The organism is Lactiplantibacillus pingfangensis (assembly GCF_005404945.1).
Classification (GTDB): Bacteria; Bacillota; Bacilli; order Lactobacillales; family Lactobacillaceae; genus Lactiplantibacillus; species Lactiplantibacillus pingfangensis.
Genome location: NZ_BJDG01000015.1, coordinates 38,531 through 51,795, shown reverse-complemented (window position 1 = coordinate 51,795; position 13,265 = coordinate 38,531). Strand labels below are relative to the sequence as shown.

The 13,265-nt window shown below is 43.5% G+C and carries 11 protein-coding genes; 9 read left to right on the top strand and 2 right to left on the bottom strand.

Features of this window, described 5'->3' with window-relative positions; genetic code table 11:
* Window positions 1-55: 55 nt before the first annotated feature.
* Window positions 56-1,543 carry a glycoside hydrolase family 1 protein gene (locus FFM74_RS08355; RefSeq protein ID WP_137626173.1) on the top strand — a complete coding sequence of 496 codons (1,488 nt, stop codon included), beginning with the start codon at window positions 56-58 and terminating at the stop codon, window positions 1,541-1,543.
* A gap of 165 nt (window positions 1,544-1,708) precedes the next feature.
* The gene (locus FFM74_RS08350) at window positions 1,709-2,932 is read left to right on the top strand and encodes an MFS transporter (RefSeq protein ID WP_137626172.1); all 1,224 of its coding nucleotides are present in this window, start codon (window positions 1,709-1,711) and stop codon (window positions 2,930-2,932) included.
* A 74-nt stretch (window positions 2,933-3,006) separates the two neighbouring features.
* Here the strand turns inward: FFM74_RS08350 and FFM74_RS08345 are convergent, their stop codons facing one another.
* Window positions 3,007-3,936 (bottom strand): LysR family transcriptional regulator, encoded by a 930-nt coding sequence (locus FFM74_RS08345; RefSeq protein ID WP_137626171.1) that lies wholly within the window; start codon window positions 3,934-3,936, stop codon window positions 3,007-3,009.
* Window positions 3,937-4,081: 145 nt separating this feature from the next.
* Here FFM74_RS08345 and FFM74_RS08340 point away from each other — a divergent pair, with 145 nt between their 5' ends.
* From FFM74_RS08340 to FFM74_RS08320, 5 genes are read left to right on the top strand one after another with little or no spacing between them, the layout of a single operon-like run.
* The gene (locus tag FFM74_RS08340; protein ID WP_137626170.1) at window positions 4,082-4,963 is read left to right on the top strand and encodes a shikimate dehydrogenase; all 882 of its coding nucleotides are present in this window, start codon (window positions 4,082-4,084) and stop codon (window positions 4,961-4,963) included.
* Between the two features lie 26 nt (window positions 4,964-4,989).
* Window positions 4,990-6,213, top strand: a complete 1,224-nt coding sequence (locus FFM74_RS08335) for an MFS transporter (protein ID WP_137626169.1) — start codon at window positions 4,990-4,992, stop codon at window positions 6,211-6,213.
* Window positions 6,197-6,955 (top strand): type I 3-dehydroquinate dehydratase, encoded by a 759-nt coding sequence (gene aroD / locus FFM74_RS08330; RefSeq protein WP_137626168.1) that lies wholly within the window; start codon window positions 6,197-6,199, stop codon window positions 6,953-6,955. The genes FFM74_RS08335 and aroD overlap by 17 nt, the downstream gene beginning before the upstream one ends.
* A 25-nt stretch (window positions 6,956-6,980) precedes the next feature.
* On the top strand, window positions 6,981-7,931 hold the full coding sequence (locus tag FFM74_RS08325) for an FAD:protein FMN transferase (protein WP_137626167.1): 951 nt from the start codon (window positions 6,981-6,983) through the stop codon (window positions 7,929-7,931).
* Between the two features lie 25 nt (window positions 7,932-7,956).
* Complete coding sequence (locus FFM74_RS08320; protein ID WP_137626191.1) at window positions 7,957-10,215, top strand: FAD-dependent oxidoreductase; 2,259 nt, start codon at window positions 7,957-7,959, stop codon at window positions 10,213-10,215.
* Window positions 10,216-10,411: 196 nt separating this feature from the next.
* Here FFM74_RS08320 and FFM74_RS08315 read toward each other — a convergent pair whose 3' ends face one another.
* On the bottom strand, window positions 10,412-10,633 hold the full coding sequence (locus FFM74_RS08315) for a hypothetical protein (RefSeq protein ID WP_137626166.1): 222 nt from the start codon (window positions 10,631-10,633) through the stop codon (window positions 10,412-10,414).
* Between the two features lie 201 nt (window positions 10,634-10,834).
* On the opposite strand from FFM74_RS08315, the gene FFM74_RS08310 reads away from it, so the two are divergent.
* Window positions 10,835-11,866: an aldose epimerase family protein gene (locus FFM74_RS08310; protein ID WP_223877200.1), complete on the top strand. Its 1,032-nt coding sequence runs from the start codon at window positions 10,835-10,837 to the stop codon at window positions 11,864-11,866.
* Window positions 11,867-12,083: 217 nt separating this feature from the next.
* Window positions 12,084-13,262: a galactokinase gene (locus FFM74_RS08305; RefSeq protein WP_137626165.1), complete on the top strand. Its 1,179-nt coding sequence runs from the start codon at window positions 12,084-12,086 to the stop codon at window positions 13,260-13,262.
* Window positions 13,263-13,265: the final 3 nt, after the last annotated feature.

Genomic DNA, 13,265 nt, shown 5'->3' with positions numbered 1-13,265 from the left:
TAATGTAAGGGCTAACATGCCCATGAAATAGGCCAGAAAGAAAGGGTGTCATAGAATGTCAGCATTTCCAGAAGGATTTTTATGGGGCGGCGCGACTGCCGCTAACCAACTCGAAGGTGGCTATCAAGAAGGTGGTCGGGGGCTTTCCATCGCCGATGCGTTACCTGGGGGCAAAGAGCGCTTTGCCATCGTTTCACAACCAGATTTTGATTGGACGATTGATGAAGCTAAATATACGTATCCCAATCATTTAGGCATTGATTTTTATCACCGGTACAAGGAAGACATTGCGTTATTTGCTGAAATGGGTTTTAAGTGTTACCGTTTTTCAATTGCGTGGTCACGAGTCTTTCCCAATGGTGACGAAACTGAACCGAATGAAGCTGGATTGAAATTTTACGATGACGTGATTGACGAATGTTTAGCACATGATATTCAACCTGTTATCACGATTTCACATTATGAATTGCCACTTAACTTAGCCAAAAAGTACGGCGGCTGGAAGAACCACTATTTGATCGAATTTTACGAACGCTTTGCGCGGACCGTTTTGACCCGTTATGCGGATAAAGTTAAGTATTGGATGACTTTTAACGAAATCAATAGTGCGGCTCATTTTCCAGTGATGGGCCAAGGTATGGTGCCTTCAACTGGCGCTAATGATAAAAAGAATGTTTTTCAGGCTTGGCATAATCAATTCGTGGCCAGTGCTAAAGCAGTCAAAATTGCGCACGAGTTACGGAAGAATTTACAAGTTGGTTGCATGATTCTATACGCAACGAGCTATAGCTATGATTCGAATCCTGTTAACCAATTAGCTAATTTACAACAAAACCAAGATTTCAACTATTTCTGTGGTGATGTTCAAGTACGTGGGGAATATCCGGCTTACACTAAGCGGCTATTGGCACAATATGACTTGAAATTTGAAGACTTGCAAATTACCGATGGCGAATTAGCCTTATTGAAGCAATATCCGGTTGATTATATTGGTTTCAGTTACTACATGTCGATGGCGGTTGAAACCACTGATACCGATCCCGACACGGTTGCCGGCAACTTAATGGGTGGCGTTAAGAATCCATTCTTGAAAGCTAGCGACTGGGGTTGGCAAATTGACCCAACAGGGTTACGAATTGCCTTGAATGAACTCTATGATCGTTATCAGAAACCATTGTTTGTCGTTGAAAATGGTCTAGGCGCGATTGATAAGCCTGATAAAGATTATTATGTCGAAGATGATTATCGGATTGATTACTTAAAGCAACATATTCAAGCAATGGCGGGTGCAATTGCTGACGGCGTTGATTTAATGGGTTATACACCATGGGGCTGCATTGATTTGGTCAGTGCTTCAACTGGTGAAATGAGCAAACGCTATGGCTTCATTTATGTTGATTTGGACGATGAAGGCCATGGCACGCTTGACCGTTATCGGAAGAAGTCATTCTATTGGTATCAAGATGTGATCAAAAATAACGGTTTAGAAAAGAAAAAAGTGGCAGCGCCGAAAACTAATCCACTTGATATTGACTTGAGCTAGCAGATTATAAGTAGTGTCCAGCATATTGCTGGGCGCTATTTTTCTTTAAAGGAAAATTTAGTGATGCTTGACAAATGAAACCGTTTCCGTTTAAATAGTTAGTTAATAGGTGAGCAAAGTGTTTTGTTACTCAATTCAAATCTAACAAGGCACAGGTATCCTCAAATGACACAGACTGAACGGATTAAGACGACGATTTGCCTTTATCTCAACTATTTAGTGCATGGGATGGCAATCGTGATTTTAGCACAGAACATGACGGTCTTGAGCCGTCAATGGCGAGTTAGCGATGCGGGCGTTGCTTTGGTGATTTCTTCACTAGGCATTGGCCGCCTATTAGTGTTGTATTTGGCGGGATCACTTTCGGATCGGTTGGGGCGTAAAGTATTTGTGCAATTGGGTATTTTGACCTATACCTTGTTTTTTGTGGGGATTGTCTTATCACCAAATATGGTGGTTGCTTATGGTGCCGGAATTTTAGCAGGAATGGCGAATTCTTTCCTAGATTCCGGGACTTATCCGGCATTGATGGAACTCTATCCACAACGACAAGCCACTGCCAATATTATGATTAAGGCATTTGCCTCGATTGGTGAGCTATTATTGCCACTACTAGTCGCTGGCCTAGATCACCTAAACTGGTGGTACGGCTGGTCCTTTATCGGTTGCGTGGTCTTATTGGTTTTGAACTTTATTTTGTTGCGAGCGCGTCAATTTCCTGCTTTGTCCACGCAAACGGCAGCTAAAACGACAACGATACAGGCGACTTCAAAGGTAAAATTAACGTCTAAACAGTTAATCATGGGCGTTGTTTTAACACTTTTTGGCTATATTTCAATGGCGACTTTTTACCTAGTGAGTCAATGGCTGACCAAATATGGGAGTGACGTGATTAAATTAGATTTAGTTCATGCGCGGCTATTAGTAAGCGTATATAGCGTGGGGTCAATTTTAGGAGTCATTGTGACTGCTTTGTTAGTTGAACGCGTCTTAAAGCCGGTCTGGTTTATGTTAGTTGATACCGTTTTATCATTAGTGGCACTGTTAGTTTTAGTGTTACTCCCAACTTGGTCAGCGGCTTTGATTAGTTCATTTGTCATTGGTTGTACCGCTGCAGGTGGCGTGATGCAGCTTGGGCTGACTGTGATGAGTGACGTTTTTCCACATGCAAAAGGTCGAATTACTGGGATTTATTATACGGCCAGTGGCTTAGCGTCGTTTACCATTCCAATTGTGACGGCTTGGATCTCCATTGAGAGTATTCAAAATATTATGTGGTTCGACGTCGGCATTGCGGCGGTTGGCGTCTTATGCAGTTTGATTGTGCTAAATTTATCACGTGTTCCCGCACACACAGCGAAGCGGTCGAGTAAACTCGATCACGTTTGAACGAGTTTTAGGCGTACTAAAGGGGCGATGACCTAGGTCATCGCCCCTTTTAAGCATGTCAAATAGTTATGATTTTAGATCAACCGATCCTGAGTGGTGTAATGCTGCCAACAGTAACTACGACTAAATTCTTGAAACCGCTGGACGGACGGTGTGGTGAAATGATTGCTTTTCACGATCAGGTAGAGTTGATGCTGTAAAGGTTGGTCAATTAGCGGTTTTAATAAGATATTACTTTGTTTTAACAATGGTAAATAGGGCATCAGGGCGACGCCAAAATTGTAGCTCACAAATCCGGCCATCGTGTAGTCTTCCTCGACTTCGTAGGCAATCTGAGGGGTGACCTTGGCCCGTGCTAAAATTTGATCAATCAATGGTCGTAGCCCACTATTGTGTGAGAACATGATCATGGGATAGGGTGCTAAGTCTGCGACATGTAGCTTGGGTTTAGCGGCTAACGGATGTTGGCTAGAGACCGCTGCCATAATTGATTGTTGCACTAGTGGAATGAAATCAAACAAGTTTTCAGTCGCATAGTCACCAAGCTTATCAATATTAGAGGCCATGACAAGGTCATACCGATCATCGGCTAAACCTTGGATTAAATCCGCAGAGTTGCCCTGACCCAGTTGAAAAGTGATGGCCCGGTTAGTCGCGTTTGCTTGGAAGTTGGCAATCAGCTCAGGAACCAATTGTTGGCCTAAAGTGTAAGTGAACCCTAATTTGACATGACCAGTGTCAGGATTCATAAGTTCTTGAACCAGTTCGTTACCTTGTGATAAATCATTTAAACTAGCCGTAATATACTTTAAATAGACCGCGCCAATCTCAGTTAATTTGATATTTCGGCCATCCGCTTCGAACAATGGCACGCCGAGTTCAGTTTCTAACTTTTTAATGGCATAGCTGAGTGTTGGTTGCGAGATACCAAGGTTTTCAGCGGCTTTAGCCATGTGCTGCGTTCGGGCTAATTCTTTAAAAAATTCTAGGTGTCGTAGGTTCATCTTAATGTAACCCCTTCCATTGATAGAATAATTAAATCAATTAATTGAAAACTCTTTATTTATTATATTAAACCAATTTGCTAACATGACAAGTGAATTGAGTAACAAAATCAAAAATAAAATAACTTTTTAGGAGTGGATTATGATGACAGAACGAATTGATGGACATACTTTACTAATTGGCTTGATGGCTTATCCGATTCGGCATTCCATGTCGCCAACAATGCATAACAATGCGTTTGCTAAATTAGGGTTGAATTACGCTTACTTAGCGTTTGAAGTCGGTAACGATAAATTACCAGCCGCGATTCAATCGATTCGCACCTTGGACATGCGGGGCTCAAATATTTCGATGCCTAACAAGCAAAAGGTCATCCCACTATTAGATAAATTAGATCCTGCCGCTGAGATGGTCGGTGCGGTGAACACGATCGTCAATGATGACGGCGTCTTAACGGGTTATACCACCGATGGGATTGGCTTCATGAAATCTTTAGCTGACGAAGGACTAGATATTCGCGGCCACAAGATGACTTTGGCAGGTGCCGGTGGTGCTGGCACAGCGATTGCGGTTCAGGCAGCTTTAGATGGTGTTAGCGACTTATCAATCTTTAACTTACACGATGCTGAATGGGAAAATGCTGAACGTAACGTCAAACTCATTAATGAACGGACTAATTGCCATGCAACACTCCATGCCTTAGAAGATCGTGACGATTTCAAAGCTGAAATTCAAGATTCATACATCTATACGGATTCAACCGGTGTTGGGATGAAACCATTGGAAAATGAAACCTTGGTAGATGATCCAACTTGGTTCCGCAAGGATTTGATTGTGTTTGACACGGTTTATGCCCCACGGACGACTAAACTCATGTCAGTTGCTAAAGCAGCCGGTGTGGAACATGTTTTCAACGGGCTTGGCATGATGCTAGAACAAGGTGCGGCCGCTTTCAAACTTTGGACTGGTGAAGACATGCCGGTTGACTATATTCGCCACATTTTATTTGATGAAGATGCTAAATAATTAGCGACAGCCATAGGAGGGCAGCAATGAAAAATAAATATATGCCAACTGCCATTAGTTTATATTTAAATTACTTTATTCATGGGATGGGCGTTATTATCTTGGCGCAAAACATGGATGCACTGGCAAATCAGTGGCACACCAATACTGGTGGTGTGGCGGTTGTGATTTCGTCATTGGGAATTGGCCGGTTGATTGTCTTATTGGTTTCCGGTTGGCTGTCGGACAAGTTTGGCCGTAAGCCGTTCGTCGTACTTGGGACAATTACTTACCTACTCTTCTTCGGCGGGATTATCTTAAGTCCGTCGATTGCGGTTGCTTACATTTTTGGAATTTTGGCGGGAATTGCCAACTCATTCTTAGATTCTGGCACTTATCCCGCTTTAATGGAAATGTTTCCACAATCTAAAGGGACTGCCAATGTCATTATTAAAGCATTCATTTCTGTTGGCCAATTTGGCTTACCGTTGTTAGTTAGTTTTCTAGTTGCGGGTAACTATTGGTATGGTTGGTCATTTATCTTATGTATTGTCGTTTTAGTTGCGAACTTGATTTTCATGCTAGCTGCTGGCAAATTCCCAGTTGCTAACCAAGCAGCCCCTAAAGCAGATGAACCAAAAGCAGTTGCGCCAAAGTCAAAAGGTAATTTATGGTTCGATGGGACCTTGTTTATTCTTTATGGCTACGTTTCCCAAGCCACATTTTATTTGGTTAGCCAATGGCTCAGCCAGTACGGGACAAAAGTGGCCGGCATGGGTGATGCCAGTTCACGAGCATTGATTAGTTATTACAGTGTTGGTTCCATTGTCTGTGTCTTAGTGACAGCCGCATTAGCGAAACGGGCGGTTAAAGAAATTCAATTTTTAGGTGTCTACACGTTGATTTCGTTCTTATCGTTACTATTGATGTACTTGTTCCCAACCGCTTTGGTTTGTTCAATCATGGCCTTTGTTGTGGGATTTTCCGCAGCTGGTGGCGTGATGCAACTCGGCTTAACGGTGATGTCGACCTTCTTCCCACAAGGTAAAGGGACGATTACCGGCGCCTTTTATACAGCCGGCTCGATTGCGTCGTTCACGATTCCATTGGTCACGGGGACCATGGCTAGTAATTTAGCCAATATCTTCTTATTCGATGTCATTATTGCCTTAATCGGCTTTGTATTAGCTGTTTTAATTACGATTCGGTATTATCAATTATTTGGTCAAAACAAACAGAAAGGGGCCGTTGAACATGCCAACAGTCGTTAAATGTCGCAATCTTAATTTAGGAACCGGACGGCCCAAAATTGCCGTCCCAATTACCGGGAAAACAACGGCTGAGATTTTAGCTGCCGTGGCACCAATTAAAGCCGCACAACCGGATTTAGTTGAATGGCGGATTGATTTCTTTGACGGCGTCACTGATGCAGCTGCGTTGCAAGCTACCGGCCAACAATTGCGAGCGGCACTAGGCGAAATCGCCTTGCTCACAACTTTCCGGACTAAGGGTGAGGGTGGCGAACTCGTGTTGAGTGATCCGGCATACTTCCAAGTTTGTGACGCAGTCTTAGCTGGTCATTTTACGGATGCCTTGGATGTCGAACGCTATCACGATGAAACTGCTGTTAAACAACTGGTTGCCGCGGCGCATCAAGCAAAAGCTGTCGTCATTATGAGTAATCATGATTTCGATAAAACGCCAGCCGCTGCTGACATTGTTGCCCGTTTGACGAGTATGGCGGCCTTTGGCGCCGACATTGCCAAGATGGCGGTGATGCCGCAATCGGTTGACGATGTTTTAACTTTACTGACTGCGACCAACACGGCGCGTCAGCAATTAGCCCAACCGGTCATTACGATGTCGATGGGTGATTTGGGAAAAGTTTCCCGGCTTGCTGGTGAAGTATTTGGTTCCTGCTTGTCCTTCGCGACAGTTGGCGCGGCATCAGCACCCGGCCAAATTGCCTTGGATCACTTACGACCAGAATTACAAGATTTAAAACTCGACTAATTTAATGAAAGGGTGGTGACCATCGATGTCACAGAAAAAATATGTGTCTAAGTTTCAAATGATGGGCACCGTCATTTCAATAACCCTGTTTGAACCAAATCAGCCACTCGTTGAAGCGAGTTATGACTATTTGCAGCGGATGGATCAAGTGTTTTCTATGAATCGATCCGATTCGGAATTGATGGCGATCAATCAGCAGGCGGGTATTCGACCAGTGCAAGTGAGTGCGACCGCGTTTTCCTTGATTCAAGATGCGCTTCACTATTCCAAACGTCATCGTGACAGTTTCAATGTCCTCATTGGGCCGCTTGTAAAACTGTGGCGGATTGGCTTTGGTGGTGATCAAGTGCCATCGTCGGCGGAAATTCAGCGCCGCTTACGCTTGATGGATTACTCACAAGTCGTCTTAGATGCGCCGACCCAAACGGTTTACTTGAAACAAGTCGGGATGCAGCTAGACTTAGGCGCCATTGCCAAAGGATATTTTGCCGATCAGTTGATTCAACAGTTTCAACAAGCTGGGGTGACTAGTGCGATCGTTAATTTGGGCGGTAACGTCAAGTTGCTGGGGCCAAACCCATTGACCACCGATGGCCGCTGGGAAGTTGGTGTACAGGCACCCCAAGCAATCCGCGGTATTCCAGTCTTACAAGTTCAAATGCCAGCACGGACGGTAGTCACTTCGGGTATTTTTGAACGGTACTTTAAGGTCGGTACTCAGATGTATCATCATATTTTAGATCCGCAAACTGGGTTTCCAGTACAAAATCAAGTGGATCAAGTCACGATTATTACCGAACAGTCAGAATTGGCCGAAGTGCTTGCCACCGTTTGTTACTTTAAAGGACCCCAAGCTGGCGCTGCTTTAATTGAACAGTATCCAAAAACGGAAGCCGTCTTTATTGATCATCAACAACAGATTTTTGTCACCAGTGGCTTGCAGCCGCGACACGAAGGAGTGTATTCAATTGACTAAAAACCAACAAATTCAAGGCCAAGCAATGGGCCACAATGGCATTATTAATTATGAAGTAGATATTCAGGATAACAAAATTGAAGATTTGAAAATTTTGAAGCATTCCGAAACGTCTGGTATTTTTAATCAAGTCATTGATAAATTAAAACATAATATTATTGAGGAACAATCATTTAACGTGGATACCATCAGTGGTGCCACGGTAATGACCCAGGCCTTACTAAAATCAGCGGATCAAGCGGTAGCTAAGGAAGGCATTACTGTCACACCAGTACCTAAAAAGGCTAAAGCTAGCGCGATTCAACATTATCAAACAGATGTCTTAATCATCGGCGGTGGTGAGGCTGGATTGGTTGCTGGCTGTCGGGCTTTAGCTGAAGGTCAGCAAGTGATTTTGGTTGAAAAGAATGGTTACTTAGGTGGTGCAACTATTTTAAACGGTTCCAACGTGGTTGGCACCGGTTCTGATGTGGCAGCACAAATCTTTGATAATAACCATGATACGCCAGAAATGTTAGCGCAAGATGTGGCCCGTGAAAGCTTGGAGTCGAACTATCCAGCTTTAACGGATTTAATGGTCGACCACATTGGGCCAGCTATTGATTTTATTAGTCAATTTGCTAATTTGCATTATCAAAAGGCGCAAACCCAAACGCCAGAACATTCCATTAATCGACAGATTGAATTGCCATCGGCGTCTAGTTTTGAGTTTATTCAAAAAGTCTCTAAGGCTTTTACCGCTGCAGGTGGGAAGATTCTGCTCGACACGCGAGTTGAAAACTTAATGTTAAATCGCCAACAACAAGTGATTGGGATTATTGGTAAGCAACATGATCAAACCGTCAAAATCAAGGCACATTCAGTGGTTTTGGCAACTGGGGGCCATGGTGCTAATCAAAAAATGCGTGGTGCGGAAAGTGATGGTATCGATTATTATGGACCAATGACTTCCACGGGTGATGCTTACAACTTTAATGATGCGCTCGATTTACAGACCCATGATCTCGGCTGGTATAAGATCTATCCACACGGGGTTGAAGTCGCACCAGGTGTGGCTAAGCTAACGACTTACGCGTCGAAACAAGCGACGGACATGGGGTCAATTTATGTTAACTCTAAAGGTCAACGAATCGTCAACGAATCTAACGTTTATACGGCATTTCGGAATGCCATCTTGAAACAGGATGACAAGGTTGCTTACTTATTGATGGATGAACGGACGTGGAAAAAGGTTTACGATTTATTGATTCTCCATGATTTCACGCCCCAAGAAATTCAAGGCTTCTTTGCTGACCCTGACAAACGGCCAATCTTCGCGAAAGGTGATTTACAGACGGTCGCAGCGGCCGCCGGAATTGATGGGCAGCAATTGGCCAAAACGGTGGCTGACTACCAAGGTTATGTCACAGAAGGTCATGATCGTGAATTCGGTCGGGATCCAAAGTTTCTGCACCAATTTGTTGGTGACAAGTATTATGTGATTGAGCAACGGGACCGTTTTGCCACAACCTTAGGTGGTTATGCGGCAGATGGTCATGATCTACAATTATTAACCTCAAAGAATACGCCCGTTGCGAATTACTTTGGTGCTGGTGAAGTCATCGGCGGCGCGAACGGCCATGATTCGATGCCAAGTATGATGAATACTTGGGGTATTTCGTCCGGCTATGTGGCTGGTGCGGCGGCGAGTGCAAATGCGCAACGCCAAGCAACTGCAGGCGATAACGAGGCGAACATTGTGGCGATTGTCGGTACCAACGCGTCAAAGTCATACAATCGTAAGTTACTCTATGCGATGAAGGAATTGTTTGACGCCCAAGTTAATTTTGATATTTGTGAAATTTCCGAGTTGCCTTTGTTTAATGAAGATGACTTGGACAATGAACCGGCCAATGTTAAAGCACTCGGTGCCAAAATTGCGGCTGCCGATGGGGTTGTGATTGGGGTACCCGAATATGATCATGCGGTGCCGGCCGCGTTGAAGAGTGCCATCGAATGGTTATCCTGTGCGGAACATCCCTTCAAGGATAAACCAGTCATGATCGTTGGAACTTCGCTAGGCATCCAAGGGACGGTAAGGGCTCAAATGAATTTACGGCAAATTTTGGATGCGCCAGGTGTTGATGCGCAAGTGTTGCCGGGAAATGAATTCATGTTGCCACAAGCCGGCGCAAAGTTCGATGAATTCGGGCAATTGAATGATGATGGCAGTGAACATTTCTTGAAACAATGTTTTGGTCATTTTTTAGATAGCTTGGAATTGAAAAGTAAAGCTTTAGCTTAAGAGACTAAGATTTTGCGAATGATAGGTTTAAATAGCGCCACCGCCATGAGTTGATGGCCAAGTAATCACCTAATCCTGTGTCAAAGGGTATTAGGTGATTTTTTGGTCTGATGTAACTTCATCGCTGGTGTTGATTATAACGATGGGACGCAAAAAGAGCCGTGAATTATCACAGCCCTTTAAAGTGGCATTTAGTCTATTCTGCAGCAGCCTGGAAGAAAAGTACAGTGCCCCAGTCTTGCGCTTTGATAGCGGACTTGGCGAGTTTAGCGGCAGCTTCAGGATCGTCAGAACTAGTCTTAAAACGTAGCTTCATGCCTTGTTTGTCAACGAATTCAAAAGTTACGTTGTCTTCGTTATAGTTGTTTAACAGGTCAATAATCTTATCTTGCATTAATGGTGAGTTTACAAAAATCATAACTGAAATCCTCCTAGAGTGTTGGCGCGGTAGCGTTAAATATTAAGCGCTTTCTAAAAGCTTAGCAATTTTAACAAAAGCTGTCAATAGCAAGGGTTTAGAACACAAAGTGGTCTAGTTAAAAAATTTACTAAAGTGTCAGGCCGATTCTGCTATAATGATTAATGAAAACGGTTTATAAAATATGGAGGTGCAAAGCAAGTGGAAACAAAAAAATCGATTTTTGATCAATTAGCCGGTCAAGATGTGATGCGATATACCCTAATTAATGATCAACAAACGCGGATTTCTGTTTTGAGTTATGGTGGTACCTGGCAGGAATTCGTTGTTAATGAAAATGGTGTTGAGCGCCCATTAATTTGGGGCCTTGACAGTATGGCCGATTATCAGCGTGTTGGCTTTTGTTTGTGCCAATCAATTGGACGAGTTGCGGGTCGAATTGGTGCTGCCAAATTTAAGATAGATGGAAAAACGTATCAAGTTGATATGAATGAGCAGACACATTCCTTGCATGGTGGCTACCACGGTTTTAATACGTTGAATTTTGCCGGTGAGTTTACGCAAACTGATGACAGTGTCAGTGTGACATTGACGCACCATATTAATGCGACTGATGATCACTATCCAGGCAATTTGGACGTGAAAATTAAGTTTACATTGGATAATCGGGATCGGGTTTCAATTGCCTTTTCTGGTGATACGGATGCGGCAACTTTGTTCAATCCGACCAACCATGTTTATTGGAATGTTGCGGATGACCGGACTAGTTTGTCACATCATTGGTTACAGATTCATAGTGCTAAGCATCTAGAATTTGATGCGGAAAAAGTCCCGACTGGTCGCAAGCTTGACGTTAAAAATACTGCATATGATTTTAATTATCCACAACCCGTGGCGGAATCATTAAAGCAGCTTAAAGTTGAAAGTGATGGGGTGGAGTTTGATGATGCCTACGAAGTCACGCCAAGTGCTACTGAGCCAATTGCGGCATTGGGCGATACTGAGGGCCACCGACAAATAAAACTGTATTCAGATCGGAATGGCCTAATTATTTTCACGGCCAATCCGTTTGATGCTGATCAACAGACCGCGCACCAATACAATGCATTGGCAACTGAAGCACAAACTTTGCCAGATGCGATTAATCATCCTAATTTTGGTGACACGATACTTCGCCCTGGGAAACCAGTCACGACGACCATTAGCTACCAATATGAACGATTAACAAAATAGTTAGAATAAGGGCCGCACCGAAAGATGCGACCCTTACTGTACCTAATAATTATATTCATAATAGCACATTATCGAACTAATAGACCGATTTTCGCCCATTTTGAACCGGAAACGCGGCATAACCAGAAAACAGTTAAAGACAATTGACAAACTATCTGAAAAGGCTTACATTAAGTTTAGTAAAATTTTAGTAAAGCAAACTACGGAGGTTCCAATTATGGCAATCACTAACTTACAACAAGAATTCCAAGCTGTGTATAACAGTCAACCAGAACGCGTTTTCTTCTCACCTGGTCGAATCAATTTGATTGGTGAACATACCGATTATAATGGTGGGCATGTCTTTCCATGTGCAATTAGTCTTGGAACCTACGGCGTGTATGCTGCTCGCACAGACACTACCGTGCGGATGTACTCTGCAAATATTCCTGATCAAGGAATCGTGAGCTTTGATATTAACGACTTAGCCTATCAAAAGGCTGCTGGTTGGACTAACTATCCAAAAGGCATGCTTGCGATGCTTGCCAAAACGGGTGTCACCTTTGATCATGGTTTTGACTTATTCGTTCATGGTAATTTGCCGGATGGGGCGGGTCTATCTTCATCTGCGTCAATTGAATTATTGATGGGGACAATTCTAAAAGCTGCCTTCAAGTTGTCGGTTAGTGAACTGGAATTAGTAAAATTGGGACAGCAGGTTGAAAATGACTACATTGGCGTCAATTCAGGAATTATGGACCAGTTTGCGGTTGGCATGGGTAAAAAAGATCAAGCAATTTTACTAGATACTAACACAATGGCTTATTCTTATGCCCCTGTAAAGTTGGGCGAGCATGTCATTGTGATTATGAATACTAATAAACGGCGTGAATTAGCAGATTCCAAATATAATGAGCGGCGGTCAGAATGTGAAGAAGCACTACGGCGGTTACAAACTAAGTTAGACATCAAGTCCTTAGGTGACTTAAACGAAGCCGAATTCGATGAAGCGGCCTACCTCATCAATGATGAAACGCTGATTAAACGCGCACGTCACGCGGTCTTTGAAAATCAGCGGACGATTCGGGCGACGAAAGCGTTAGCGGATGATGATTTAACAACTTTTGGTCAATTAGTGACGGCCTCACATGTGTCGCTACACTTTGATTATGAAGTCACGGGTCAGGAACTAGATACGTTAGCCGAAACGGCTTGGCAACAGCCTGGCGTTTTGGGTGCCCGGATGACTGGGGCCGGCTTTGGCGGTTGTGCAATTGCGATTGTTGCTAAAGATGAAGTTGAGAATTTCAAGCAAAATGTGGGTAAAGTTTATCGCGAAAAGATCGGCCATGATGCAGCCTTTTATATTGCTGAAATCGCCGATGGACCCCAAGAATTACCATTGGTTGAGGCGTAAGGA

What these genes read in the sequence shown, in the direction of transcription:
- FFM74_RS08315 (WP_137626166.1), bottom strand. Translation starts at nt 10,633, where the DNA reads ATGATTTTTGTAAACTCACCATTAATGCAAGATAAGATTATTGACCTG.
- aroD (WP_137626168.1), top strand. Translation starts at nt 6,197, where the DNA reads ATGCCAACAGTCGTTAAATGTCGCAATCTTAATTTAGGAACCGGACGG.
- FFM74_RS08320 (WP_137626191.1), top strand. Translation starts at nt 7,957, where the DNA reads ATGGGCCACAATGGCATTATTAATTATGAAGTAGATATTCAGGATAAC.
- FFM74_RS08325 (WP_137626167.1), top strand. Translation starts at nt 6,981, where the DNA reads ATGTCACAGAAAAAATATGTGTCTAAGTTTCAAATGATGGGCACCGTC.
- FFM74_RS08340 (WP_137626170.1), top strand. Translation starts at nt 4,082, where the DNA reads ATGACAGAACGAATTGATGGACATACTTTACTAATTGGCTTGATGGCT.
- FFM74_RS08345 (WP_137626171.1), bottom strand. Translation starts at nt 3,936, where the DNA reads ATGAACCTACGACACCTAGAATTTTTTAAAGAATTAGCCCGAACGCAG.
- FFM74_RS08305 (WP_137626165.1), top strand. Translation starts at nt 12,084, where the DNA reads ATGGCAATCACTAACTTACAACAAGAATTCCAAGCTGTGTATAACAGT.
- FFM74_RS08335 (WP_137626169.1), top strand. Translation starts at nt 4,990, where the DNA reads ATGAAAAATAAATATATGCCAACTGCCATTAGTTTATATTTAAATTAC.
- FFM74_RS08355 (WP_137626173.1), top strand. Translation starts at nt 56, where the DNA reads ATGTCAGCATTTCCAGAAGGATTTTTATGGGGCGGCGCGACTGCCGCT.
- FFM74_RS08350 (WP_137626172.1), top strand. Translation starts at nt 1,709, where the DNA reads ATGACACAGACTGAACGGATTAAGACGACGATTTGCCTTTATCTCAAC.